This is a genomic window from Paenibacillus sp. YAE3 (genome assembly GCF_057546105.1).
The window spans coordinates 401,251-426,913 of sequence record NZ_BAAIYF010000002.1; the positions used below are offsets into that span (position 1 = coordinate 401,251).

Sequence of the window (25,663 nt, forward strand, 5' to 3'; positions counted from 1 at the left end):
AACCGCCTCCTTCTTCCTTGCAAAACCTCTTTATTACTGAATGCCGAGATATTCCTTGATTCCGTCCACAATAGCCTGGGCGATGGCATTTTGCACGCTTTCGCTGAACAACGCCGCTTCGTCTTTCGGATTGGAGATGAACCCCGATTCAATCAATACGGCCGGCATCTTCGTTTCCCGGATGACATGAAAATTCCCGTACTTATACCCTCGATCCTTAAGGCCGGTGGCTTTGCTGACATAATTATGGATCACTCGGGCCAATTCCTTGCTTGCATCCCGTTGATAGTATGTTTCGGTGCCGTTGGCCGTCGTCGATTTATCGCCGGTACTATTGGCGTGTATGGAAACGAATACGTCCGCATTCAAATCGTTGGCAATCTTCGCTCTTTCCGCAAGCTTCAGGTAGGTATCGTCGCTGCGGGTCAGCACATAATCGATGTCGGGTTCGTTGGCCAGCAGCTGCCCTACTTTCAAGGCGACGGCCAGGTTGAAATCCTTTTCTTTGGTTTTCGAATATCCCGTTGTGCCCGGATCCTGGTCCCCGTGGCCCGCGTCGATGACGACGACCTTTTTGCCGTTGCCGCCGACCGGAGGCGTTACAGGGGGTTCGGCGCTGCCCGTTTTGTTCAAGTCTACGATCAGCAATCCCGAATCCGGCCCATCATTTTCGTTGTATACCGCATAATCCTTCGCGTAATTCAAATCAATGACGATTCTCACCGTAGCAGGATTGCTGCTGAACAGGGAGTAACGGATCGTCGACACGTCCGGATAACCGCTCACGTCGAGTTTGTTCTGGTTGCCCACGCCGGCAGCTTGTCCGCCCAGAAAATCCGGCGAAAAGGAAGTGTTCGGCAGATCGACGACGACCCGGTCGGGGCCGGACATCGTGAATACTTTCGGCTTCATCGCTCCGCCTTGCGTAGAGACCATCAGGCGATTTTCGCTGAAGCTGATACCGTTGATGAGCGCCTGGCCGACGGCCGGCGTCGTCGTAACGGGAAGGGTTCCCTCATCCAGCCCGCCCGAAGGTTTTTCCGTGGATTCCGGCCGGGTTACCGGCGGAGGCACAGGCACGTCTCCCGCGCCCGCCCCGGTTCCGTTATCCTTGGCAGGCGGCGCTTCGGCCGTCGTCAGGTACACCGCCTTGTCGGCGTTATCCCAGCTTACGTGGAGTCCCATTTGTTCGCTCACGAAACGGACGGGTACGCTTACGATGTTTTTGTCAAGCAGCGGCGGGGTGTCCAGCTTAACCTTTTTTCCGTTTACCGTGGCGTTTTTTTGGTTCACGGCCAGTTCCATCGACGTTTTGTCTTTGCTGATCAGAACCTTTTTCGATTTTTGCTCCCATTTCACGTCAAAGCCGAGATTCTCCCCGATCACGCGAAAGGGAACCATGATGCTTCCGTTCACGTTCGTTACTTTGGCGTCTTTGGACACGTTCAGCTCGCTGCCGTCCAAAAAGATGTGGACGCGCGCTTCGCTGGCCGACGCCTGGTTCTGAAGCGGAACCAGCAGGACCAATAACGACAACAAAAATAGTAAAAATCCGATTTTCTTCATTGTACACCTCTGCCAATCTGATTTTTTTGCCGGTAAAAAGGCAATATGAAACAAATCTATCTAAAAATGTTCATAATCTTCGCCATGCAGGCAATATTCGCCACCCACCCATCTTTTTCCTGCCGAACTTTCATTTTTTGCTTATTTATTTTCCGCCGTTGCAAAATCCGCCATATAAACAGCCCAATCGACCGTGTGCAGGATCATGGCGAGTTTTCGGGCTTTTTGCGTTTTCCATGACGACATGTTTCGCGCAAGCCGCAAAAAAAGGCTCCTATTTCCTGAGGGAAAATAGGAGCCTTTGCAGGCCGAAGCTGATAGACGGCCCAAATCGGATAAACTTCGCCGCTGCTTAAGCGAACAGGCGCGAAGCATGCTTTTGCTCATAAGCCGCGATTTCGTCCTCATGCTGCAGCGTCAAACCGATGTCGTCCAGGCCTTGGAGCAGGAACTGGCGGCGGTGCTCATCCAGATCGAAGCCGATGTGCAGGCCTTGGTTGTCGGTGATCGTTTTGTTTTCCAAATCGACGTTCAGCTCATAACCTTCATTGGCCGCGGTGCGCTGGAACAGTTCCTCCACCTGCTCTTCGGAAAGCTTGATCGGCAAAATTCCGTTTTTGAAGCAGTTGTTATAGAAAATGTCCGCAAACGACGGCGCGATGATGCATTTGAAGCCGTAGTCCAGGATCGCCCAAGGCGCATGCTCGCGGGAAGAGCCGCAGCCGAAATTGGCTCTGGAAATCAGGATCGAAGCGCCCTTGTAGCGCGGCTGGTTCAACGAAAAATCGGCGATGTCGTTTCCTTGCTCGTCGAATCTCCATTCATAGAACAGGAATTGTCCGAAGCCGGTCCGTTCGATCCGTTTCAAAAATTGTTTAGGGATGATTGCGTCCGTATCCACGTTTACCCGGTCTACCGGGGCAACAAGTCCGGTCAATTTAGTAAAAGCTTCCATGTTCGTTGTCCTCCTTAGCTAACCACTTCAGTTTTGAATTTCCAGTCGCGAACGTCGGTGAACCGCCCTTTGATCGCTGCGGCCGCAGCCATTGCAGGGGAAACCAGATGCGTACGTCCGCCGCGTCCTTGACGTCCTTCGAAGTTCCGGTTGGAGGTCGATGCGCAGCGCTGCCCAGGCTGCAATACGTCCGGGTTCATCGCAAGGCACATGCTGCATCCGGCATCGCGCCATTCAAAGCCCGCTTCGATAAAGATTTTGTCGAGGCCTTCCTTCTCGGCTTGCAGCTTCACGCGTCCGGAGCCCGGCACGACGATGGCCGTTACCCGGTCGGAAACTTTGTAGCCTTTGGCCACTTCGGCTGCGGCGCGAAGGTCTTCGATGCGTCCGTTCGTGCAGGAGCCGATGAACACGTAGTCGATTTCGATGTCCGTCATTGGCGTACCCGGAACGAGTCCCATATATTCGATCGCTTTTTCAGCGGCTTTCCGCTCGTTTTCGGTCGGCAGCTCCGCAGGCACCGGCACTTTTGCCGTGATGTCCGTGCCCATGCCCGGGCTGGTTCCCCAGGTCACTTGCGGGATCAAGGATTCAACGTCGAACTCCACGACCTTGTCGTACGTCGCCCCTTCGTCGGTGACAAGCTGCTTCCATTCTTCCACTCTCTTTTCGAACTCTTCGCCCGCAGGCACGTACTGGCGGCCGCGAAGATATTCGAACGTCGTTTCGTCCGGCGCGATCATGCCGGCGCGCGCTCCGCCTTCAATGGACATGTTGCACACGGTCATGCGCTCTTCCATCGTCAGCTCGCGAATGGCTTCGCCCGTATATTCGATGACGTAGCCCGTCGCAAAGTCCGTCCCGTATTTGGCGATGACGCCGAGGATCATGTCTTTGGCCGTAATGCCCGGTTTGCGTTTGCCGACGAAGCGGACCTCCATCGTTTTGGCTTTGGCCTGCTGCAGGCACTGCGTTGCAAGCACGTGCTCAACCTCGCTCGTTCCGATTCCGAAGGCCAGGGCGCCGAAAGCGCCGTGCGTGGAGGTATGGCTGTCGCCGCAAACGATCGTTTTGCCCGGATGCGTCAGCCCGAGCTCGGGACCCATGACGTGGACGACCCCTTGGTCGATCGTTTCGAGATCGTACAGCGTCACGCCGAAATCGCGGCAGTTTTGGGTCAGCGTATCGATCTGCTGCTTCGAAATCGGGTCTTTGATGTTGAAACGGTCTTTCGTCGGCACGTTGTGGTCCATCGTGGCGAAGGTCAGCTCCGGACGGCGGACCTTGCGGCCGCTGAGGCGAAGTCCTTCGAACGCCTGCGGGGAAGTCACTTCATGGACGAGATGCAAATCGATGTATAGGATGCTTGGCTTGCCTTCTTCCTGATGAATCACGTGGTTATCCCAGATTTTTTCAAACATTGTTCTTTTACTCATCTTTTTCACCTCATCGTGGTTATAACGTCCTTGGTTAAGCGTGCCGTCGGGTCAGCGGCGCGACTTGAATGAAATAAATATAGCATTGGTTTCTTCATAGTTCCAAGATATAATATCTATAAACGTAATAGGAAATAACTATTAGATGGACATCCGTATTTCGAACGATTCAAAAGACGATGGGACCGGTGAACATGGAACTGAGACAACTTCAATACGCATTGCAGATCGCGGCGGAGCGCAATTTTTCGCGGGCGGCCGAAAAGCTGCACATCGCCCAGCCTTCCCTCAGCCAGCAGCTGTCCAAGCTGGAAAAGGAACTCGGCGTGCTGCTTTTTCAGCGGAACACAAGCACGGTCGAGCTGACGCATGCGGGAGCTTCATTTATGGAACAAGCGCAAAAGATCATGGACGCGGTGGAGCTGCTTCGCCAGGAAATGTCGGACATTTCGCAGCTGCGGGGCGGCAAGGTGGTCGTGGGCAGCATGCCGATTACCGGCGCGCATTTGCTGCCCCATGTCCTTCCTTCGTTCAAGCGAAAGTATCCCGAAATCGAAATCACGCTGCTCGAGGATTCATCCATGAATCTCGAGAAGCTTACCGCCGGCGGCAAAACCGACCTGAGCCTGCTTGCGCTGCCGCTTCAGGAGCCTTCCCTTGCTTATGAGGTCATCGGAGAGGAGGACATCGACCTTGCGGTGCCTGAGGGGCATCCTCTGGCGGAAAGGACGAATCACGGCAAACCTCTCCCCGTGCGCATCGAGGAATTAAGCGAGGAATCGTTTATCGTGCTGAAAAAAGGCCAGGGTTTCCGCAAAATCACCTTCGACCTGTGCCAGCAAGCCGGGTTCGAGCCGAAGGTGGTGTTCGAAAGCAGCAACATGGAAACGATCCAGTCGCTGGTCGCGACCGGGATGGGCATCACGCTGGTGCCAAGGTTTATTTCCCGATCGTCGAGAAGCGAATTCGTTCCGGTGTACCTTCCGCTCGCGGAGCCCGTCCCAAGCCGGACGCTGGTGATCGCCTACCGGCGCGGACGTTATCTGTCCAAAGCGGCTGAAGCATTTATCGAGACATTCCGGGAAACGATGCGGGAATTGGTCAAATAAAAAAGGAACGGGCCTGATGAACGTTTCAAAAGGCTCGTTCCTTTTTTATTTATTGCGGCTGCGAACCTTGGTCGATGTCCGCCCCCTGTTTTCTATCCGCGTACATCTCGGGCCGCCGATCCGCGAATACCGGAATCCGTCCCCGTACCTCGTCCACCAGCTCCGGCGAAACGCAGCCCGTGACGATCTCCTCCGTCTCGCCGCCCTCGGCGACGATTTCGCCCCAAGGATCGATGATCAGCGAATGGCCGAAAAAGTCGGTGCCCCGGCTGCTGCCCACCCGGTTGCAGGCGACGACGTACATTTGGTTTTCGATCGCCCGCGCCGCCAAAAGCGTACGCCAGTGGCGAAGGCGGGGATGCGGCCATTCCGCCGGCACGATCAGCATTTTGGCGCCGTCAAGCGCCAGGCTCCGGGCCAGCTCCGGAAAACGGATGTCATAGCAGATCGATGCGCCGGCCGTCAGGCCTTCAAGCTCCAGCTTCACGAGCTCGCTTCCCGCGGTCAAATGTTTCTCCTCGTCCATCAGGCGGAACAGGTGCAGCTTCGAATATTCCCCAATCTGCCGTCCGGTCCGGTCAAATGCGTACATCGTGTTGTAAATGCGGTCTTCGATCTTGACGGCTGCGGAACCCCCGACGATCATGACCCCGTGTTTCCTTGCAAAAGACGACAGCCATTCCCTCGTGTCCTCCCCGCCCGGATCGGCGATCTCCTGTATTTGCTCCAGCGCGTACCCGGTATTCCACATCTCCGGCAGCACCAGCAGGTCCGGCTTCGGATCGCCTTGAACCGCCTTCTCCATCAAGTCCCCCAAGTGAGCCTTATTGGCCTGCGGGCGGCCGATTTCGATGTCGGCTTGGATGAGCGCCACGGCCAATGTTTTTCCTGTATGTGTCATGTTTCTCCTCCTTGCCCTCCGCGTTAGGATTAGGGCGGGAGAGCTTCCCCGCCTGCGTTGTCTTCCATCATAAATGCAGCGGAGCGATTCATCAAGGGCAGGTGCAGGATGGCTATTCCCTCTATACAGCCCGGATAAATCATGTTAGATTAAATCTATTCTATTCGATGCTGGAAACCGGAGTGATCATACGATGAAATCGACAGACCCCGCGCAATATCGATCGGCTTTTCATATCCAACCGGCGGACGTGATGACGCAGCTGCCGACGCAATTTTTCGCCACGCTCGTGCAAAAGGTGAACCGCGAAATTTCCGCGGGGCATGACGTCATAAACTTGGGACAGGGCAACCCGGACACGCCGACACCGCCCCATGTCGTCCAAGCGCTGCAGGAAGCGGCGGCAAACCCTGTATATCATAAATACTCCCCCTTTACGGGATACGGCTTTTTAAAAGAAGCGATCGCCAAACGCTATTTCGAGGATTACGGCGTCGCGCTCGATCCCGAAACGGAAGTCGCCATTTTGTTCGGAGGCAAAACCGGCCTCGTGCAGCTCCCGCAAATCTTGCTTAATCCGGGGGACCTCTGCCTGGTTCCCGATCCCGGCTATCCGGATTACTGGTCCGGAGTCGCCCTTGCGAAGGCCGAAATGTCCTTCATGCCGCTCCGAAAAGACCATGCCTTCCTGCCGGACTACGCCGGCATCGCCGAGTCCGTCCGTCGCCGGGCCAAGCTGATGTTCTTGAATTATCCGAACAATCCGACTTCCGCCACGGCGCCGTTGTCGTTTTACGAGGATACGGTCAAATTCGCCGCGGAAAACGGCATCGTCGTCGCCAGCGACTTCGCGTACGGCGCCATCGGCTTCGACGGCCGGCGGCCGGTCAGTTTCCTTCAGGCGCCCGGCGCCAAAGAGGTCGGCATCGAGTTTTACACCCTTTCCAAAACGTACAATATGGCCGGCTGGCGCGTCGGCTTTGCCCTCGGCAACCGCGAAGTCGTCTCGATGATCAACCAACTTCAGGACCATATCTACGTCAGCCTTTTCGGCGGCATTCAGGTTGCGGCTGCCGAAGCCTTGACGGCTTCCCAGGAATGCGTCCGCGATCTGGTGCAGCGTTACGAATCCCGCAGGGATGCTTTCTTCGCAGGGCTCGCCGAAATCGGCTGGGAAGCAGAGAAACCAAGCGGCTCCTTCTTCAGTTGGCTGCCGGTGCCCCAAGGGCATACGTCGGCTTCGTTTGCCGATCTTCTGCTCGAACGAGCCAAGGTTGCCGTCGCGCCCGGCATCGGCTTCGGCGATCACGGCGAGGGCTACGTGCGCGTCGGACTGCTCACATCCGAGGACAGGCTGCGGGAAGCCGCCCGGCGCATCGGCGGGCTGGGCCTGTTCGCATAAATCTTTATTTTGCAAACCTGCCATTTCCGTGGTATTCTAAGTGGAAATAACGGGTTTTCCATACCAATGAAACGTGACGACGGGACCAGTAAGAGGAACCATCCGCGCAAACAGAGAGTAAATTCCAGCGGCTGAAAGAATTTACCCGGGTGCCCTCCGAAACCTACCCCTGAACGGCCCGCATCCCCTGCGGGACAGTGCCTTCTGTTACAGGGCTTAAAGCCGGATGATTTATGTCATCAATAAAGGTGGTACCGCGGAAGTTCAGACTTTCGTCCTTTGCAATCAAGGACGAAAGTCTTTTTTGCATTCTCCATCGACTTCGCGACTTTACATTGGTATGTTTCCGGCGCCTGATGCGAAATTAATGAAATGGAAGTGATGAATGATGTCGACGCGCGTCGTCGTCAAAATAGGAAGCAGCTCGCTGACGTCCGCCGAAGGCGGACTCAACCGGGATGCCGTCGCGTTTTTTGCGAACGAAATTGCAGCTTTGAAAAAGGAAGGCGCCGAAGTGCTGCTGGTGACTTCCGGGGCAGTGGCCGCCGGGTTTCGGGCCATCGGTTATCAATTCCGCCCCAAACTCCTGCACGAAAAGCAAGCCGCCGCCGCGGTCGGTCAGGCGCTGCTGATGCAGGCCTACCAGGAGGCATTTGCCGCCCATGGCATCACGACGGCGCAAATCCTGCTCACGCGTACCGACTTCGGCAACCGGAAGCGGATGAACAATGCCGGCATGACGATCGAGGAACTACTGAAGCAAGGATCGATCCCGATCATCAACGAAAACGACACCGTTTCGGTGGATGAGCTGAAGTTCGGCGACAACGACACGTTATCGGCTCTCGTAGCCAATTTGGTCAAAGCCCAAAACCTTCTCATCCTCACCGATATGGACGGCCTGTATACCGGCGATCCGCGCAAACATCCGAATGCGGTCCGGTTCGATCATATCGAGGAAATTACCGAAGAGATCTACGCCATCGCCGGAGGAGCCGGTTCTTCCGTCGGAACGGGCGGAATGCGCTCCAAAGTGGATGCGGCCAAAATCGCCATGCGCGGCGGCGTTCCCGTCTTCGTCGGCAAGGTGGATTCCCGCGGGGATTTGCGGCAGGCGGTGGCGGGAAGCGGCAAAGGAACGTATTTCGATACGACCCTCCACTCGCTGCCGGTGAAAAAACAATGGCTCGGGTTCATGTCGACACCGCTCGGCACCCTCCGGGTCGATCCCGGGGCCGAACAGGCGCTCGTGAGCGGCGGCCACAGCCTGCTGCCGGTGGGCATCAAGGTCGTCGAAGGGCATTTTCAGGCGGGGGACGTCGTGGAAGTGCTCAGCCTCGAAGGCACCGTGCTTGGACGGGGCATCGTCAATTACGACGACGAACAGCTGCGCCGCATCCAAGGGATGAGCAGCGCCGAAGTCATTCAAACGCTGGATATGGTCCATCGTCTCGAAGTGATCCACAGGGACGAATGGATCACTTTAAAATAGCCTTATCCGTTTGGTACCATGAATCGCGGCCGACAAGTGTCATAGCCCGTTTTGCGTATTCCATTACTTTAAATAAGGAGGATGTTTCATGAGTGAAGTCAAATTAAAGGCCGGAAAAGCGCGTGCCGCCGCAGCGGCATTAAACCGGATGACCACGCAGCAGAAAAACGAGGCCCTTCAGATGATGGCCGACGCCCTTCGCCGGCGCCAGGAAGACATCATCGCCGCCAACCGGGAAGACCTGGAACGCGGCCAAGCCCAGGGAATCTCCGCTTCCCTGCTCGACCGGTTGGCGCTCAATCCGCAGCGGATCGAAGCGATTGCCGAAGGCCTGGAGCAAATCATATCGCTTCCCGATCCCATCGGCGACGTGCTGGACGATTTCGAACGCCCGAACGGGCTGAACATTTCCAAGCTCCGCGTCCCTCTCGGAGTGATCGGCATCATATACGAAGCGCGTCCGAACGTGACCGTCGACGCCGCCGGCCTGTGCCTGAAAGCGGGCAATACGGTCGTTCTTCGCGGAGGTTCGTCGGCTTTGTCGTCCAACCGCAAAATCGTGGAGGTGCTTCACGAAGCTCTGGACGCTTCGGCGCTGCCCGCGGATGCCATCCAATTGATCGAAAGCGCGGACCGTTCCTCGGTCGACGAGATGCTGAAGCTGAATGGGCTGCTTGACGTCATCATTCCGCGCGGCGGGCAGGCGCTGATCCGCAATGTCGTGGAAAACGCCACCGTTCCGGTCATTGAGACCGGGGCAGGCATCTGCCATACTTATATCGATGAAACGGCCGACGGCGCCATGGCCGAAGCCATCGCCATCAATGCCAAAGTCCAGCGCCCTTCCGTCTGCAATTCAATGGAGACGCTGCTGGTCAACAGCCGCTTTGCTGCCGATCGGCTGGCCCCTCTCGCGGAGGCGCTGCGGCAAGCGGGCGTGGAAATCCGCGGCTGCGAACGAACGCTGAAGCTGGTGCCGTGGGCCGTGCCCGCAACGGAACAGGATTTTGCCACCGAATATAACGACTATATTTTGAACATCAAAACGGTGGATACGCTCGATGAGGCGATGGACCACATTTCCCGTTACGGCACCAAGCATTCCGAATGCATCGTGACGGAAAACGAAGAACATGCCCGCCGGTTTTTGCAGGAGGTTGACGCGGCGGCGGTTTACCACAATGCGTCCACCCGCTTTACGGACGGCTTCGAATTCGGCTTCGGCGCGGAAATCGGCATCAGCACGCAAAAGCTGCATGCCCGCGGTCCGATGGGACTTCCTGCGCTGACTTCAACGAAATACGTCATTCACGGCAGCGGCCAAATTCGCGGCTAATCCCGCGGCTTTGGTCCGGCTGCCCATTCGATACACCGCAGGGAGGATGATATAACATGAGTCAACAGCAAGCGATGATCGCGGAACCTATTACCTTTTACGGCGCCGGATCGATGGCCGAAGCCATCGTCCGGGGGCTGATCCACAAATCGGTGGTGCAGGCTGCCGACATTACGATGCTTAACCGCAGCAATACCCGCCGCCTGGATGAGCTTCAGCAGAAATACGGCGTGAATGTCAGCAACGATGCGGAGGCGCTGCCCCGGATATTGCAAAATGCGCCGGTTATCGTCCTTGCGATGAAACCGAAGGACGCGGCGGAGGCGCTTAAACAATTGGGGCCGCTGCTCTCCGACGACACGCTGATCGTATCGGTCATCGCGGGTCTTACGATCCGCACCATGCAGGATTTGCTAGGCCGCAAACAGCCGGTGGCCCGCACGATGCCGAATACGTCCAGCTCCATCGGCCTCGGGTCGACGGGCATCGCCTACTCCAAGGAAATCACCGACAAGCAGCGCCAAACCGTCATGACGCTGTTCGGCGCGGTCGGCACCGTCACGATCGTCGAAGAAGAAAAACTCGAAATTCTGACCGGGATTTCAGGCAGCGGACCGGCCTACATCTATTACATGATGGAAGCGATGATGGCCGCCGGCATCCGCGGAGGGCTTACGCCTCAGCAATGCCGCGAACTGACAGTGCAGACCGTGCTTGGCGCCGCCCGCATGGTGCAGGTGACCGGCGAAGAACCGGCCGCATTGAGAGCAAAGGTCACCTCGCCGAACGGCTCGACGCAAGCCGCGCTGGAAGTCCTCGATAAAGGCGACTTCTTCGAGACGGTCATCGCTGCGGTCGCCCGCTGCGCGGAACGTTCAAGGGAAATGGGAGCTGCATTGAAGGAGGGAATTTCATGAGTTATTGCACGGCCACATACCGCTTGTACGACGACAAAGCGGATTTTCGCAAAAAAGCAGAGTCCATCGCCGTCGGCATGACCGTCGGCAGCTGGACGGAGCTTCCGCAAGCCAAACGCGAGTCGATGCAAAAACATCTCGGCCAGGTGCTGAACGTCAAAGTCCATGAACCGGAAGGCGCAAAACCGGGTGAACGTTACGCCGACGTAACGATCGCCTATCCGGACGTCAACTTCAGCAAGGACATTCCGGCGCTGCTCGTCACCGTTTTCGGCAAAATCTCGATGGACGGGCGGATCAAGCTGAACCGTCTCGGGTTTTCGGACGAATATCTCTCGGCCTTCCCCGGTCCGAAGTTCGGCATTGGGGGCATTCGCGATTTGCTGGGCGTTCACGACCGCCCGCTGCTCATGAGCATTTTCAAATCCGTCATTGGGCTCGACATGAACGAGCTCCGGGACCAATTCGTCAAGCAGGCCCTCGGCGGCGTCGACCTGATCAAGGACGACGAAATCCTGTTTGAAAACGAACTGACGCCGATCGAAAAACGTGTCGAGGTCTGCCTGAAAGCCGCAGAGGAAGCCAGCCGCGCGACGGGCAAAAAACTGCTGTACGCCGCCAATTTGACGGGCCATACCTCAAACCTCAAATCCCAGGCGCTTAAAGCGATCAACGCCGGCGCCAACGCTCTCCTTTTCAACGTGCTGTCGTATGGATACGACGTCCTGCATGAGCTGAGTTCCGATCCGGAAATTACCGTGCCGATTGCCGCGCATCCGGCCTTGGCCGGCGCTTTTTATCCTTCTCCCCACTACGGCATTTCCGCCTCGGTGCTGCTCGGGCAATTGATGCGCCTGGCCGGCGCGGACCTGGTCCTGTTCCCTTCGCCTTACGGGTCGGTGACGATGCCGCGCGAAGAAAACATGGCGATCCGCGACGAACTGCTGACGGACGGGCTGCCGGTCAAAGCGAGCATGCCGGTGCCTTCCGCGGGCATCCATCCGGGACTCGTCCCGCTCATTTTGCGCGACTTCGGCCAGGACGTCGTGGTCAATGCCGGCGGCGGCATTCACGGGCATCCGATGGGGACCGAAGCCGGCGGACGCGCTTTCGTGCAGGCGATCGAAGCCGCGCAGCGTTCCGTTCGCCTGGCCGATTACGCGGAAGACGGCCATCCCGAGCTGAAGGCAGCCCTTGAAGCTTGGGGGGGGAGAACGATGAAATCAGGCAAAAAAACCGTCATTTTTTGCGATTTCGACGGGACGATTACCCTTTCGGACAACATCGTCGCCATCATGAAAGAGTTCAAGCCCGAAGGCTATGAGGCGATCATGCAGCGGACCGTCAACCAAGAAATTTCACTGCGCGAAGGCGTCGGTGCCATGTTTGCCCTCCTCCCTTCCGGCAAAAAGGAAGAAATCGTCGATTTCGTCGTGAGCCGCGCAGGCATCCGCGAAGGATTTCGCGAGTTTCTCGGCTACGTGAAGCAGGAAGGCATCGATTTTTACGTCACCAGCGGCGGCATGGATTTTTTCATCGACCCGCTGCTGGCGCCGTTCGACATCCCAAGCGGCCATATTTTCTGCAACAGTGCGGACTTCAGCGGGGACCATATCGAAATATTGTGGCCGCATCCATGCCAGGAGCCGTGCCGGAACGGCTGCGGCATGTGCAAGACGACGGTCATGCGCCGTTTTCCGGAGGACCGGTACGAACGGATTCTGATCGGGGACAGCCTGACGGATTTCGAAGGAGCCAAAATCGCCGATTTGGTGTACTCCCGCTCCATCCTGACCGACAAGTGCGCCGAGCTCGGCGTCAAGCACGTACCATTCCAAGACTTTTTCGATATCATGAACGATATGAAGCAGAAACGACAACAGGGGGTGCGGTAATTTATGACGTTTGCGAACATCAGCCTGGAGCATAAACAGCAAGCGCTGGACGAGCTCCGGCAAATCAAGCAGCAGTTCGCGGCCAAAAACTGGTTTCCGGGAACCAGCGGCAATCTGTCCGTCCGCGTCGGCGAATTCGATCCGGAGCAGTTTTATTTTGCAATCACCGCCAGCGGCAAAGACAAATCCGTAAGCACGCCGGAGGACTTCCTGTTCGTGGACAAAAGCGGCCGGGCCGCCGAAACGACCAGACTGAAGCCCAGCGCGGAAACCCAGATCCACTGCGAAATTTACCGCCTGACCGGTTGCGGCGCCGTGTTTCACGTCCACACGGTTTTCAACAACCTGATCAGCGAATGGTTCGGCGATCAAGGCGCAGTGCCGGCCCAAGGCATCGAATTGATCAAGGCTTTTAACATTTGGGAGGAAAACGCGGCCATTTCCATCCCGGTGCTGCCCAACTTCGCCCATATTCCGTCGATCGCCGAACGCGTCGAAGACGTGCTGAACCCGAACGTGCCTGGCATTCTGCTGCGCAACCACGGCATCTACGCCTGGGGGCAAAACGCGTTTGAAGCGAAAAAACATCTGGAAGCGTTTGAATTCATTTTCGAATATTTGTACCGCAGCATCCTGCTGAAAAACAGCGTGCCTCAGGTCAACGCCGACGGCCGCCGTTGACAGCGAAATGAAGAAAACCGTCCCGCCTCGTGAACCGTGGCCCGAAAGACGGACACTTTGAACAAAAGTGCCCTTGCCCCGGCCGCTACTCATCGGTTCATGTCGGGACGGTTTTTTCTATAAAACCGCTAAGTCCATTTCCAGCGCCATCATCGCTATTCCGGATTTCCTTGCATCTGCGCTTCGGTCAGCGACCCCTTGTCTTCGGCAGCGCTCAACTCCTTGACCTGTTGGCCTCATGCTGGTCTAAGCTTGGAAACGCCTCTTTTACTGACATGAACCATAAACTCAGGCCACCGTTAGCCCCCTGCCGAGTAAGAAAAAAGGGACTTCCCGGCGGTTCGGTTCGTCCCCTTTGATGTCCGTATATTAAATCTCTTTTAGCAGGCGATTTGCCCGTTGAACGCTTTTGCCAATCTGTAAGAATTTTTAATGCCCAACCAACCTTGCGATTTACGTACATATTTTCATTCAAGACCGATTCATAGTAACTTCCGGGTCCGACCGCTATTTTTCCTGTTCAAAAACAAAAACACCGGCGGATTGCCGGTTGTTAAATATCGCCGATTTTAAGTTAGCGGACTGATTTCAAATGATCGACGGATGCAAAGTCCGCGATGGCATAAGTCCCGCATTCATATATAAGCGTCGTAATGGAGCATTCGGGAATCAACTCGCTTTGGACGGCAGCGAAATTCGGATGCCAAACCTCCAAAGCTTCTTCGGAAAAGGCATGCACCAAAAAGTCGGTGATCAGCCCTCCATGCGTGACCAATACAATTTGACTTTCAGCGGCGTGCTCCGCGGCCAGTTCCGATAATAAGGAGTTTAACCGCTCCCCCGCTTGCTTCGCCGAATCCCCGACGGGCGGCAAATATTCCGGATCACGCGTACACCGCTCCCACATGGCGACAAACGCTTCAAAACTTTGTCCGGGCAAATCCCCCCAATTCGCGCGCTCCCTCAAACGACTGTCCACGCGGACGGCCGATGCTGTCGCTTGGGCAATGCATCCTGCGGTCTCTTGCGCCCTTCGAAGCGGGCTGGAATAGACGGCTGAGATTGGCAAATGGCAAAAACGGCCGGCCGTCGCTTGAGCTTGCAGCACGCCCTTAGGGGTGAGCGGAACGTCCCCGACGGCTTTTTCTTTTATGGCATGCCGTACCAGAAAAAAAGTTGTGCCCATTGACGAACCACCTGTCGATTGAATTCCGTGCGCCATGAGACGTCTTAACTAAACGTATGTGGAATATCCCGTTTTTTTGCCATCCTCAAGCACGAAATTTCGAAAATTCCTTGTTTCGGTCCGTTTTCGCTATGCCGGTGCGCTAGCAGCTTCCCAGTACAGCCTCCCGGCAATGCACGTTCAAGCCTCGTTACCAGGGCCGGCACGCCGCTTCAAGCTAGTGGGCCGCGGCAGCTTGGCTTCCGGATGGATTCGAGCAACGACCTGCTCCCGCAAGCCTGCGATCGATCGGTTACGCCAGCCTCTCCCGGATCCGCTCCAACACTTGATTTTTCAGCTCCGCCGACCGCGCCGAAAGCTCCGCCCCCGTGTCCTGGAACGTGGCTCGCACGCCGGCATCCTTGATGCTGCCAAGATTAATCTCGACGGTGATCCAAGCCGATTGAACCGCCGCGTCGAGCATGAACAAGGCGATGCCGAGATCGGAAATGACGTTTTTATTGACTTGTTCGGTGACCGATGCCAAGGCGGCCATGACTTCCAGGCAACGTTTCATGAGATGCAGGGGCACGGAAGCCGCCTGCACCGCCGCTTGCTGCAAAGCGATGGAGCGCTGCCGCTTTTCCTCCTCCGATGCTTTGGGGAGCCCAAGCGCGGCCATGTAACCGTTAAAGGATTCGATGTCCTTTTTCAAAAAGGTTTCGGCTTCGGTCATTGCGTCCTGCATCAGCTTCACGATTTCCGCCATTTGTTCCCGCACCTGCTCAAACTTCGGTCCGCTCGTAATGTTCGCCACCATGGAGCCCATGGACGCCCCCAGGGCCGCAGCCAATGCCGCAACGCTTCCCCCGCCCGGCGTCGGCGCACTGGAAGCGGCCGAATGCAAAAATTCGCGGATCGGCTGATCAAATACGTGATTCTGTCCGTTCATGCGCTACACCTCTTTCGATGGCTGCTGCAGCCGGATGGCATGCAACAAATTTTCGAACAACAGAACGGTCGTTAACGTCCCCACCCCGCCCGGTACAGGCGTTACCGCTTTGGCCGCTTCCACTGCTTCGGGAACCGCGTCTCCCACGATGCCGCTCGGCGTTTCGGAAATGCCGGCATCGATCACGACCAGCTCGGGATGCAGCATATCGGCCGTAATCAGCCCGGCGCAGCCGGTGGCGGTCATCAAAATATCCGCGCCCGCGATATGTTTGGCGAGATTTTGCGTGTAATAATGGCAAACGGTGACGGTCGCGTTTTCGCGGAGCAGCATCTGCATCAAAGGTCTTCCGACGGTTTCCCCGTGCCCGACCAGCACCACGTTTTTCCCTTGCAGCGAAAACCCGAAATGTTTCACGATCCGAATGCATGCCTGCGGCGTCGCCGGATAAATGCCGGTTGCCCCCGTCATGCAGGCCAGCTTGTTCGCCGATGAAATGCCGTCGACGTCTTTTTCCGGTGCAATGGCGTCGCAGCAGGTTTGCAGGCGGATATGTTTGGGGAGCGGCAGCTCCAGCATGATGCCGTGCACGGCCGGATCTTGGTTCAATTTTTCGATTTCGTCCAGCAGGCGCTGCTCGCTCACCTCCGGCGTAAACGAAATCAGGTCGAACGCGATGCCCAGCTGTTGGGCTTTTTTCTCTTTGGCTTTCGCGTAATATGCCGATGCCGGATCGCCTTCTACCAAAATGACAGACAGCCGGGGGTGAATCCCTTTTGCCTTGAAGCGGTTCACCTCTTCGATGATCGATTCCGACACCTCGCTCGCCAGCGGTTTCGTTTTTAGCAGCATGCTCATTTCTGTCGCCTCCGATTTTGGTTTCAAACAAAAAAAAGCATTCGGAAAGGAATCCCCTCCAAATACTTTCGCCCAGGCGTACGGCTGTTATGATCCATGTGCTCCCTCGTGGTTCCCCACGTTACGCCAGTCACACACGGCTTGAAGTTATCTCTAGTATAGCACAAAATCGGCGTTGATACGTCATATTTTTGCCCATCCGGGTTCTTTCGCGGCGTCTTCCTTCAATTTGCCGTAAATTTCAAGATCGACGACCCCTTTTCCGGACCATAACGTTGCTTGTCTCAGCAACCCTTCTTTCCGGAAGCCGTTTTTGGCAAGCACCCTTTTGGAAGCTTCGTTCGGCGGCATCACTTCGGCCTGAATCCGGTTAACGAGGGCCTCCTCGAACAAAAAACGGGTGAGTATTTGCAGCGCTTCCGTCGCAATGCCTTTTCCATAATGCCGTTCCGCCAGAAAATAACCCACGGAGAGCGAATTGACCTTCTGGTTCCAATCGAACGCTTCGATGATGCCGAGCAGCTTGCCGGGTTCCTCCACCGCAAAAATGCCCCATTTGATCCGGCTTTTTTTGAGGAAATCCCGTTCGAAATGTCCGATCATGGACTTGACCGTATTTTTGTTATGCTTCGGAATGATGCCGCAGTATGTAAACACGTTGTCATTGTGATAGATTTCAAACAGTTCCTCCAAATGCTCCTCTCCGATTTTGCCTAACACGAGCCTGTCTGACGCGATCACGGGAAACCGGCCGAATGCCGCCTCGAAATTCATTTTCATTCCTCCAAGCTGCAGGCGTTCTGCCTTGCAATGTCTTTAAATTTTATTTTTTGATCGGCACGTACAAGTCCACCCTGCATTTTCCCTCCGCATCCCGCGCAGGATCGTTCTGGCAAAATTCCAGGCATGGCCGGTCGTCGGGTTCATAGCCGCTGTTCGGCAGCCAAAGGCCGAAGACGTTTTGATACGCCAACACGAATTTATCGACGGTGTCATAAAAAGGGTACACCGCATACGTGCCCCCGGACAGCGACTTAAACTGCACCTGCGGGTCCGCGGAATCCGGCGTCCAATCTTCGGGCAACGTGACGCAAGCGTCATACCGGCAGGAGTATTCGTCCACCAGCCCGGCATCATCCAGCGAAATGCCGATAAACTGCTGGCTTGGCGGCGTGATTCCCCGTTCGAAGGCCCAACGGCCAAGTTTGTCCCATGCGGCGCCCGTGTCGAGATAACTTCCCACATGGCGGACATATGCGACGTTAAGGGGGGTTAATTCTTTTATGGCGATCATCCGATCCCACGTCCTTCCTAGCAATGATCTCTTACGGTTTTCATTGTAGGCCGTTCCGGACGCGGTCTCCTCCTGCATATTGCTTGCCCATTGCGAAATATTGCTGTATTGGGTTCGTGCCTTCCGCACCTCGTTGGGCGTTGTTCCGTAGTGCTTTTTGAACAGCGCGTGATATGCCGACAGCGACTCGAACCCGCATTCGCCCGCGATCGCCAACACCGTCATATTCGTTTCCCTCAGCAGACGCACCGACTTCTCCAGCCTCTTCCGATTCAAAAACGCCACCGGCGTTACGCCCGTCATGGCCGTAAAAATGCGGGAGAAATGGTATTTTGAAAAATTCGCGGCACGGGCCAGATCTTCCAGCGTCAATTTTTGGCTGCCGTTTTCTTCGATATATCGGATCACCGAATCGATCCTGTGCTTGTATTCCTCGTTCATCACGCTCGGGTTCCCCGCCTTTTCCGGAATCTGTTACCAAAATTATACACGATGACAAGCCCTTCGGAGTACCGAATCTTCGGGGCAGGAACGCTTTGGGCATCTTTTTTCAGAAAAAAATCAGGAGCCACTTTTTTGTAGTTGTATGATAAAATCGGAACTTGTGGTGGACTGATCTACAAGTTATTGAATTTTGAATCCGGTATAACTATAATGGTTATAACAAGAGGGTGAAACAAATGAAAAAATTAAGCAGTCGTTTCTCGGTTGCAGTTCATGTTCTCTGTTTGATACATTTAAGCCCCTCGCTTTGTACTGGGGATTTCATTGCAGCGAGCGTAAAGACCAATCCAGTTATCATTCGCAATATTCTTGCCAAACTCAAAAAAGCAGGACTGCTTGATGTACGCCCAGGAGTGGGAGGAGCATTTTTGCTGAAGAACTTGGAAGAGATCACGTTGCTGGACGTATACAATGCAGTGGAAGTTATTGACAATGGTGAGTTGTTCAATATACATGCAGAACCAGATCCAAATTGTCCGATAGGAAAAAATATCGTAGCTGTTCTACGGTCAGAAATGAGAGCGGCTCAATCAGCAATGGAACAGAGGTTAGCTCAGGTTTCATTGAGACAAATAGTTACAGAATTGGGCAAATAGAATGGTGTTTTACTGAGCCATTTTTTTTGATCTCGTTATAATCAAAGTCATTATAACAATTTTGATTATAACTTGATTATAGATAAATAACGAAAGGAAAATCAGCCCATGAAGATTATTGTTACAGGAGCAACAGGTCAACTTGGAGGTCTCGTTATTCAACATTTGCTCAAAAAGGTTCCGACAAATCAAATTGTTGCAGTCGCACGCAATCTCGAAAAAGCCTCTGCGCTTGTGGAGTTTGGCATTGAAGTCCGTCAGGGAGATTATAATAACCCAGAATCTCTTCACAATGCATTTGTTGACGGAACCAAACTACTGTTTATCTCAAGTTCAGAGACTGATGATCCATTACGTGTCGTCCAACATGCCAATGTCGTAAAAGCCGCCCGAGATGCAGGTATTAAGCAAATTGCCTATACCGGCTTTGCTTTTGCCGAGGACAATCCATTCGCTCTCGTTCATATGGCTACGGAGTATGCGATTCGCACGACGAATATTCCATACACCTTCTTGCGTAACGGCGGTTATACAGAGTTTTTTGTCAATCCATCACTAAAAGCAAACGTAGAAAACGGGGCGATCATTACGAATGCCAATAAGGGAAAAGTGAATTCGGTTAGCCGTAGTGATCTGGCTCTTGCTGCCGCCACAGTTCTGACAGAGGATGGACATGAGAACAAGGAATACAACCTTGTTTCCAATTATCCTTGGAGCTTTGATGATTTGGCTGAAATTCTTTCCGAAGTTTCTGGGAAACGTGTTGTCCATCAATCGGTTTCCTTCGAAGAAGAGAAGAACATACTCGTTCGAGCAGGTATGCCGGAATCTTTTGCTGAAACCACGGCTTTTATCTATAACACAATTGCAGAGGGGAAAATGGCAAGAACGACCGATGATTTACAAAAGCTAATTGGATTTCAAACGCCTATTAAAGAGATCGTCATAAAAGCCTTGCAAGGCTAAGTCATGGACATGCAGCCCATTTTTTTGTAAGACAGAAGGTATCGCAATGGACATACTCAATCTATCTCGTTTAAAAATTTACGGTATATTGGAAAGCGAGCATGACTTACAAATACAGGTGAAGATAACATCTCCACCTTCTTCTTGTCCTCATTGTGGATGCGTAGCGACTTTTGGGAAACCTTATCCAATGTTCAAAATACCCCCTATTTATGTTCGAGATCAGGAGGAACGCAAGAATCTTGGAATGGACCTTCCCACCTTAATTGAGAAATTGGAGAAGGGCCGATTATAAGCCCTTTTCCACCACATAATCCGGATTGGTGTAAAATAAAGATCGATGTTTTTCAAGGAAACGTCCAGCGTTGTCATCATGTCGTCGGCCGCATATTTGCCCGCTATGGATTCTTGATCGGTACATTGCACGGCCAATCAAAATGATCCGTCTACGAAAACTCATCATGCACGACTTCCGTCCCGGCAATAAAATCGTGAATCGATCGCTTATCTTCCCGCAGCGCAACCATGAACGCGCTAATGATCGTGCCGATCCCAAACGTCAGGCCGTAGATGATGCCTCCAACGACATGGCGCAGCAGCATGGTTCCGATCCCGGGCGGAGAATAGTCCTGCACTTTTCTAATTTTGATGCCGCAAATCCGCTTACCCACCGTATATCCGCCCCAAAAAACAGGCACCAGCAACGAATACAAAAAGGACAATATATTGGTTACATATTCTTCATTGGGTCTTCCGCCGGTAATCAGCAAAGAAAGGATGACCAAAGGCAATCCGACGATGAGGGCATCCAACAACATCGCTCCGAGCCTAATCCAAAATCCCGCTTGCATAACTTAGCTCGCTCCTTAACGGTTTGATTGAATCATTCTTTTAAGCATATGTAAGCATCCGTTAATCGTTGCCGGATATTTTACCGATGATCCGCGTGACGGAATTCCTCAAGAAAGCCGTTAAGCCATCCTTCGCCATAATCAAGGGCCCCCGTATCCTGATGGATAAAGGCGACATCCAATCCCATCACCCAAAACCGCCTTGCCATGATAAACAACTCGATGGCTCGTTCGTCTTCGGCTGAGAAATGCCTGACCGATCGGTATCCTCTCATCAGCGAATTCCATAAGGCATCTTGCTTTTCCGGCGACTGGCGTTTCCTTGCCTTCACCTGCGCAAGATCATACGCCCTCCACCCCTTTGCAGCCCACTCGAAATCATAATGGGTGAATTGCTCTCCTTCTAGAAAGGCGTTATTGTTGCCGTGCATGTCGCCGTGGCACAGCCCCCAATCCAAACCGGATGCAGCCGCAGTTTCGATGCGTTGTTGCAATGAAACGGCAAATTCCCGCAAAAAAGGAACGGCTTGATGTTCTATCCCTATGTATTCGCAAATCCGTTTTAACGGTTGTTGAATAAGAAAATCGGTATCCAACTCAAACCGCGGCTGCTCGATGGTTACCCGGTCCATGGCGGTATGCAAGGCGGCGGCCGATTTGCCGAAGGCGTAACAGGATGCCTCGTCATCAAGCGGATGTTCAATGCCTTTCAAATAACGAAAAATGACCGCGATCCGCTCCCCCTCCGGCGTATCCAAAACAGTATACAAAGTGGAATCGTTTTTCGGGATAGGCTCTGATGCATTGGTTGTCGCATCCATCATTCCCTGGAGTTCGGTTAGTAGAGATACTTCAAAGTTCACGTCGCTTTCACTGACCTCGGAACGGTACACGCGCAAAATATAAAACCCGTCGGGAGTTTCGATCCGGTAAGTGTCATTCAAACCTCTTAACCAGAACAGGCATTGCTTCCACGGCCCGATATCATATAGGCGGCTCAAGCAATGCTCCAAATATTCGGGAGCCAATACGGAGCGTAAAGCTGTTGGTCGATTGTACATGTCCATCTCCTCGGTTTGTGATCCGGTTCAGGTAACCGGTAGTCATACCATTAGATTAACACAGCCTTTTTGCCGGCAGGCGGGAGAAAACGGTTATAGTTGAACGATCCGGGCCAAGAGCTCCGGCGGCAGTTGCCTTTTTCAAAATTTGAGCATCGCCTCTGATCGTTGCCCACGTCATCTCCACATCCCCCCAAGACTTGTTCCAGCTCTTTAAAAAAGGCCCCCCGGTACGGAAGGCCTTCTTGTGCTGCTATATTCAAAAAACCCCAACCGGGACAGGACCAAATGAGGCCTACCCGGCGTTGACTTGCGTCTGCGCTTGGTCGTCTTCCTTGACGCGGATGAAATCGGCGTGAATGTATTCCCGCGTGACCGGATCGCGCTGCACCGCTTCCAGAAGGACGGTTATAGGTCCATGATTTTCAAGATTCAGCTCGACAATCCCGTCTCCCCCGCTTCGGATCCATCTTGCGAATTCCCTTGCGGACAGGTGGATATGGACATGATTTGCACCCGAACCGAAAACGTTCGCGGGCAGCCGTCCCGAGTTCCGTAGACGTTTGAGGCCCGTCCGATTCATTGGCGTGCGCTGCAGAGCTTGAAAACATGTTTTCATTTTAACAACTCTCCTCTTATCATTGGTCATTTATGCTCTCCAAAATCAATCGTCTATTCGACTACGGATTTCGCCCCCCGTAGCTGGGGAAGCACGAGCACCATCACATCACCGCCCTTTATACATTTAATGTCATTTAAAACCGAATATGGGATAAGGCATTTCGTTCCATGGAACGAAATGCCTTATCTACCGGTAACCATATCATAGAAAACCGCTCTTGTCGACCGCTCGTCCTCTTGGATCCGGTCATGGATTGCAAGCGCTTTGCAAGCTTTGATGCCGTTTTACAAAAGCTTCAATTTTCGCTGCTCCTCTTCGGTAAAAACGCGGGAGCGGGTCAGAAATCTTTGCCCCTCCGGTCCTTCCAGCGAAAACATGCCGCCGCGGCCCGGAACCACGTCAATGATGAGCTGCGTAAATTTCCAATACTCGTATTGGGCCTTGCTCATGTAAAAAGGAGCACCCCCGATCTCTCCCATCAGCACGTCGCTGTCGCCGACGATAAATTCGCCTAATGGAAAGCACATCGGGGAACTTCCGTCGCAGCATCCCCCCGATTGATGGAACATGACCGGCCCGTGTTTCGAGCGAAGCCGTTCAATCAGTTCCAATGCGGCCTCCGTCGCAACGACCTTGCGAACTTCGCTGTCCCCTTGCGTCATCTGCGGCTCCTCAGGCTTAGAACAATCCGAGCGCTTTCGGGCTGTAACTGACTAACAGGTTTTTCGTCTGCTGATAATGGGACAGCATCATCCGATGGTTTTCTCGGCCGATGCCGGACGACTTATAACCTCCAAACGCCGCATGAGCCGGATACGCATGATAACAATTCGTCCAGACGCGGCCGGCCTGAATTTCGCGTCCGACCCGGTACGCGGTGTTGACGTCTCGCGTCCAAACGCCTGCGCCAAGCCCATAAAGCGTATCGTTTGCGATCGCAAGCGCTTCTTCCCGATCCCTGAACGTCGTCACGGCGACGACCGGTCCGAAAATTTCCTCCTGGAAAATCCTCATGTTGTTTTGCCCTTTCAAAACCGTCGGCTGGATATAGTACCCGTCCGAAAGCTCCCCAGGGATCGAAGCTCTGCCGCCGCCAATCAGGCACTCCGCGCCTTCCTGCCTGCCGATGTCGATGTAGCTGAGAATTTTCTCCATTTGTTCGGTAGAGACCTGCGCGCCGATCATGGTCGCCGGATCCAGCGGATGGCCTTGTTTGATCGAGGCGACTCGCCTCAGCGCCCGCTCCATGAATGCATCGTAAATGGATTCCTGAATCAATGCGCGGGACGGACAGGTACAAACTTCCCCTTGATTCAGCGCGAACAACGTAAAGCCCTCAAGCGCTTTATCGAAGAAAGCATCGTCCTTGTCCATGACGTCTTCAAAGAAAATATTCGGCGATTTGCCGCCGAGTTCCAGCGTCACCGGGATGAGGTTTTGCGAGGCATACTGCATGATCAGCCGCCCTGTCGTCGTTTCGCCGGTAAAAGCAACCTTGGCGATTCTGCTGTTCGATGCAAGCGGTTTGCCCGCTTCAAGCCCGAACCCGTTCACGACGTTGACGACGCCCGGCGGGATCAGGTCCCCGATCAGCTCCATAAGCACCATGATCGAAGCTGGCGTTTGCTCCGCCGGTTTCAGCACCACGCAGTTGCCTGCCGCAAGCGCGGGCGCAAGCTTCCAAGTCGCCATCAGCAGCGGAAAATTCCACGGGATGATTTGCCCGACGACCCCGAGCGGCTCATGGAAATGATAGGCCACCGTATCATCGTCGATTTGGCTGAGCGTTCCTTCCTGTGCCCGAATACAGCCGGCAAAATAACGGAAATGATCGATCGCAAGCGGCAAATCCGCTGCCAGCGTCTCCCGGACCGGTTTGCCGTTATCCCATGTTTCGGCCACCGCAAGCAGCTCGAGGTTGTCTTCGATCCGGTCCGCGATCCGGTTTAACATATTCGCACGCTCAGAAGCGGAAGTCCGTCCCCAAGCCGTTTTTGCTTCATGCGCAGCGTCGAGCGCCAGCTCGATGTCTTCCGCCGTCGAACGGGCAACCTCGCAAAACACCCGGTTGTTGACCGGCGAAACGTTTTCAAAATATTGGCCTTGAACGGGAGGAACCCATCTGCCCCCAATATAATTGTCGTAGCGTTTTTTAAACGTGACCTTCGATCCGTTTTGTCCCGGTTCAGCATATACCATATCCAAACAGCCTCCTCTAATAAAAATGTGGCTGCCATGCAGCCCAGACTCGTAAAATGGATCACCGAGCATGTCCAACATCATGTATATGGCGATATTTTCCAATCTAGTCCTGTTTTATAGAGAAAACTTTATGTAATATGGTTCGCTATGCGGTTTCATAGAGTTCGGCCCGTGACAAAAAAAGAACCCGCCCCTCGATGTTTACGTCTCTTTGCACTGCAAGAGACCGCTTCTCAAGGGGTACGGATTCTTTTATCGCTTAGTTCAGCTGCACTTTCCGGAACGGGCTAAAGCGCGACCGCAGCAGCTTCGCGAAAACGGCTTGATTGTCCGAGATATAGCTGCTTCTTTTTTGCCCGAAAGCATAGGCGGCCCCGGCCGCAAAACCCGCCATGTAATCGTTCCAGTCCGAATAGTTTTCTTTCGCAAGCGCGACGAATCGGGCGACATAATCCCACCGCTCCTGTTCGGTCAAATAAACCATTTTCCTAGCGGCACAGCTGATAAACACGCCCCAGCTGCAATCGTACGCCGCGATCCCCCCGGCAGGCAGCCGCCCCAAATATTGGTTAGCGACGGACAGCTTATGCCGGAGGACCGGGTCCTGCGTTTCCTCGATATATCCGGCCCGCTTTTCATCCTTCAGCACGGACAATGTCCCGCCCAGATCCGCGAACTCTTTCCTCATTCCTTCCGCCAAAAACCACTCCAGCGCTTCTTTTAATCCGTCCGCATTTTCGATGTTCCATAATTTTAACGTATTGCGGGTATCCGTTGTTTTGGAAAACACCCTGTTCGGGTTTTGAACGTGATAGTCGGCATAACGCCCTTCGATGCACAGCGCCGTCATTGCATCGACATAGGGCTGCAAAGCCCCGGCAAGCTCCATCGTCTGCTGCAAG

At 54.2% G+C, this 25,663-nt stretch carries 24 protein-coding genes, 1 pseudogene and 1 riboswitch; of the genes and pseudogenes, 10 read left to right on the top strand and 15 right to left on the bottom strand.

Features of this window, described 5'->3' with window-relative positions; all coding sequences use genetic code 11:
- Nucleotides 1–33 precede the first annotated feature (33 nt).
- The 3 genes from AC27KL_RS04655 to leuC form a co-directional block, all read right to left on the bottom strand.
- On the bottom strand, nucleotides 34–1,566 hold the full coding sequence (locus tag AC27KL_RS04655) for an N-acetylmuramoyl-L-alanine amidase family protein (RefSeq protein ID WP_487169008.1): 1,533 nt from the start codon (nucleotides 1,564–1,566) through the stop codon (nucleotides 34–36).
- Between the two features lie 352 nt (nucleotides 1,567–1,918).
- Complete coding sequence (gene leuD, locus AC27KL_RS04660; protein WP_036715016.1) at nucleotides 1,919–2,521, bottom strand: 3-isopropylmalate dehydratase small subunit; 603 nt, start codon at nucleotides 2,519–2,521, stop codon at nucleotides 1,919–1,921.
- Nucleotides 2,522–2,535: 14 nt separating this feature from the next.
- On the bottom strand, nucleotides 2,536–3,957 hold the full coding sequence (gene leuC / locus AC27KL_RS04665) for a 3-isopropylmalate dehydratase large subunit (protein ID WP_339324402.1): 1,422 nt from the start codon (nucleotides 3,955–3,957) through the stop codon (nucleotides 2,536–2,538).
- A gap of 194 nt (nucleotides 3,958–4,151) precedes the next feature.
- Between leuC and AC27KL_RS04670 the strand changes: the two genes are divergently transcribed.
- Complete coding sequence (locus AC27KL_RS04670) at nucleotides 4,152–5,066, top strand: LysR family transcriptional regulator (protein ID WP_036715031.1); 915 nt, start codon at nucleotides 4,152–4,154, stop codon at nucleotides 5,064–5,066.
- 49 nt (nucleotides 5,067–5,115) lie between these two features.
- Here the strand turns inward: AC27KL_RS04670 and AC27KL_RS04675 are convergent, their stop codons facing one another.
- Nucleotides 5,116–5,967 carry a carbon-nitrogen family hydrolase gene (locus tag AC27KL_RS04675; RefSeq protein ID WP_487169009.1) on the bottom strand — a complete coding sequence of 284 codons (852 nt, stop codon included), beginning with the start codon at nucleotides 5,965–5,967 and terminating at the stop codon, nucleotides 5,116–5,118.
- A 193-nt stretch (nucleotides 5,968–6,160) separates the two neighbouring features.
- Between AC27KL_RS04675 and AC27KL_RS04680 the strand changes: the two genes are divergently transcribed.
- The 7 genes and pseudogenes from AC27KL_RS04680 (at nucleotide 6,161) to AC27KL_RS04710 (ending at nucleotide 13,690) form a co-directional block, all read left to right on the top strand.
- Nucleotides 6,161–7,369, top strand: a complete 1,209-nt coding sequence (locus AC27KL_RS04680; RefSeq protein WP_487169010.1) for an aminotransferase class I/II-fold pyridoxal phosphate-dependent enzyme — start codon at nucleotides 6,161–6,163, stop codon at nucleotides 7,367–7,369.
- A gap of 388 nt (nucleotides 7,370–7,757) precedes the next feature.
- Nucleotides 7,758–8,861, top strand: a complete 1,104-nt coding sequence (proB, locus tag AC27KL_RS04685; RefSeq protein ID WP_339325105.1) for a glutamate 5-kinase — start codon at nucleotides 7,758–7,760, stop codon at nucleotides 8,859–8,861.
- An 88-nt stretch (nucleotides 8,862–8,949) separates the two neighbouring features.
- Nucleotides 8,950–10,197: a glutamate-5-semialdehyde dehydrogenase gene (locus tag AC27KL_RS04690; RefSeq protein ID WP_487169011.1), complete on the top strand. Its 1,248-nt coding sequence runs from the start codon at nucleotides 8,950–8,952 to the stop codon at nucleotides 10,195–10,197.
- A 56-nt stretch (nucleotides 10,198–10,253) separates the two neighbouring features.
- The gene (gene proC, locus AC27KL_RS04695; RefSeq protein ID WP_339324398.1) at nucleotides 10,254–11,114 is read left to right on the top strand and encodes a pyrroline-5-carboxylate reductase; all 861 of its coding nucleotides are present in this window, start codon (nucleotides 10,254–10,256) and stop codon (nucleotides 11,112–11,114) included.
- Nucleotides 11,111–12,325, top strand: a pseudogene (locus tag AC27KL_RS04700) (2,3-diketo-5-methylthiopentyl-1-phosphate enolase); the annotation flags it as partial. The gene proC and the pseudogene AC27KL_RS04700, both read left to right, overlap by 4 nt.
- A 6-nt stretch (nucleotides 12,326–12,331) precedes the next feature.
- A complete protein-coding gene (locus tag AC27KL_RS04705) occupies nucleotides 12,332–13,009 on the top strand; it encodes a 2-hydroxy-3-keto-5-methylthiopentenyl-1-phosphate phosphatase (RefSeq protein WP_339324396.1) in 678 nt (225 codons plus the stop codon).
- A gap of 3 nt (nucleotides 13,010–13,012) precedes the next feature.
- Complete coding sequence (locus AC27KL_RS04710) at nucleotides 13,013–13,690, top strand: methylthioribulose 1-phosphate dehydratase (RefSeq protein ID WP_487169012.1); 678 nt, start codon at nucleotides 13,013–13,015, stop codon at nucleotides 13,688–13,690.
- A 574-nt stretch (nucleotides 13,691–14,264) separates the two neighbouring features.
- Here the strand turns inward: AC27KL_RS04710 and AC27KL_RS04715 are convergent.
- The 5 genes from AC27KL_RS04715 to AC27KL_RS04735 form a co-directional block, all read right to left on the bottom strand.
- Nucleotides 14,265–14,876 carry a histidine phosphatase family protein gene (locus AC27KL_RS04715; RefSeq protein ID WP_487169013.1) on the bottom strand — a complete coding sequence of 204 codons (612 nt, stop codon included), beginning with the start codon at nucleotides 14,874–14,876 and terminating at the stop codon, nucleotides 14,265–14,267.
- 292 nt (nucleotides 14,877–15,168) lie between these two features.
- Complete coding sequence (locus tag AC27KL_RS04720) at nucleotides 15,169–15,807, bottom strand: cyclodeaminase/cyclohydrolase family protein (protein WP_487169014.1); 639 nt, start codon at nucleotides 15,805–15,807, stop codon at nucleotides 15,169–15,171.
- A 3-nt stretch (nucleotides 15,808–15,810) separates the two neighbouring features.
- Nucleotides 15,811–16,665 carry a bifunctional 5,10-methylenetetrahydrofolate dehydrogenase/5,10-methenyltetrahydrofolate cyclohydrolase gene (locus AC27KL_RS04725; RefSeq protein WP_487169015.1) on the bottom strand — a complete coding sequence of 285 codons (855 nt, stop codon included), beginning with the start codon at nucleotides 16,663–16,665 and terminating at the stop codon, nucleotides 15,811–15,813.
- A gap of 63 nt (nucleotides 16,666–16,728) precedes the next feature.
- Nucleotides 16,729–16,809: riboswitch (ZMP/ZTP riboswitch) on the bottom strand.
- A 39-nt stretch (nucleotides 16,810–16,848) separates the two neighbouring features.
- Nucleotides 16,849–17,439, bottom strand: coding sequence for a GNAT family N-acetyltransferase (locus tag AC27KL_RS04730; protein WP_487169016.1), 591 nt, complete (start codon nucleotides 17,437–17,439; stop codon nucleotides 16,849–16,851).
- A 49-nt stretch (nucleotides 17,440–17,488) separates the two neighbouring features.
- Nucleotides 17,489–18,400, bottom strand: a complete 912-nt coding sequence (locus AC27KL_RS04735; RefSeq protein WP_487169144.1) for an AraC family transcriptional regulator — start codon at nucleotides 18,398–18,400, stop codon at nucleotides 17,489–17,491.
- A gap of 239 nt (nucleotides 18,401–18,639) precedes the next feature.
- On the opposite strand from AC27KL_RS04735, the gene AC27KL_RS04740 reads away from it, so the two are divergent.
- Entirely contained in the window at nucleotides 18,640–19,059 is a 420-nt protein-coding gene (locus tag AC27KL_RS04740; RefSeq protein ID WP_339324390.1) for an Rrf2 family transcriptional regulator, read from the top strand.
- A 108-nt stretch (nucleotides 19,060–19,167) separates the two neighbouring features.
- The gene (locus tag AC27KL_RS04745) at nucleotides 19,168–20,025 is read left to right on the top strand and encodes an SDR family oxidoreductase (protein WP_487169017.1); all 858 of its coding nucleotides are present in this window, start codon (nucleotides 19,168–19,170) and stop codon (nucleotides 20,023–20,025) included.
- A 446-nt stretch (nucleotides 20,026–20,471) separates the two neighbouring features.
- On the opposite strand, the gene AC27KL_RS04750 is transcribed toward AC27KL_RS04745, so the two are convergent.
- From AC27KL_RS04750 to AC27KL_RS04775, 6 genes are all read right to left on the bottom strand, one after another.
- Nucleotides 20,472–20,876, bottom strand: a complete 405-nt coding sequence (locus AC27KL_RS04750) for an RDD family protein (RefSeq protein WP_487169018.1) — start codon at nucleotides 20,874–20,876, stop codon at nucleotides 20,472–20,474.
- Between the two features lie 80 nt (nucleotides 20,877–20,956).
- Nucleotides 20,957–21,937: a phosphotransferase gene (locus tag AC27KL_RS04755; RefSeq protein ID WP_487169019.1), complete on the bottom strand. Its 981-nt coding sequence runs from the start codon at nucleotides 21,935–21,937 to the stop codon at nucleotides 20,957–20,959.
- Nucleotides 21,938–22,232: 295 nt separating this feature from the next.
- The gene (locus AC27KL_RS04760) at nucleotides 22,233–22,556 is read right to left on the bottom strand and encodes a hypothetical protein (RefSeq protein ID WP_487169020.1); all 324 of its coding nucleotides are present in this window, start codon (nucleotides 22,554–22,556) and stop codon (nucleotides 22,233–22,235) included.
- A gap of 287 nt (nucleotides 22,557–22,843) precedes the next feature.
- Nucleotides 22,844–23,221: a DUF779 domain-containing protein gene (locus AC27KL_RS04765; protein ID WP_339324385.1), complete on the bottom strand. Its 378-nt coding sequence runs from the start codon at nucleotides 23,219–23,221 to the stop codon at nucleotides 22,844–22,846.
- A gap of 16 nt (nucleotides 23,222–23,237) precedes the next feature.
- Nucleotides 23,238–24,758: an aldehyde dehydrogenase gene (gene adh, locus AC27KL_RS04770; protein WP_487169021.1), complete on the bottom strand. Its 1,521-nt coding sequence runs from the start codon at nucleotides 24,756–24,758 to the stop codon at nucleotides 23,238–23,240.
- Nucleotides 24,759–25,020: 262 nt separating this feature from the next.
- The gene (locus AC27KL_RS04775) at nucleotides 25,021–25,662 is read right to left on the bottom strand and encodes a DUF1266 domain-containing protein (protein ID WP_487169022.1); all 642 of its coding nucleotides are present in this window, start codon (nucleotides 25,660–25,662) and stop codon (nucleotides 25,021–25,023) included.
- Nucleotide 25,663 lies beyond the last annotated feature (1 nt).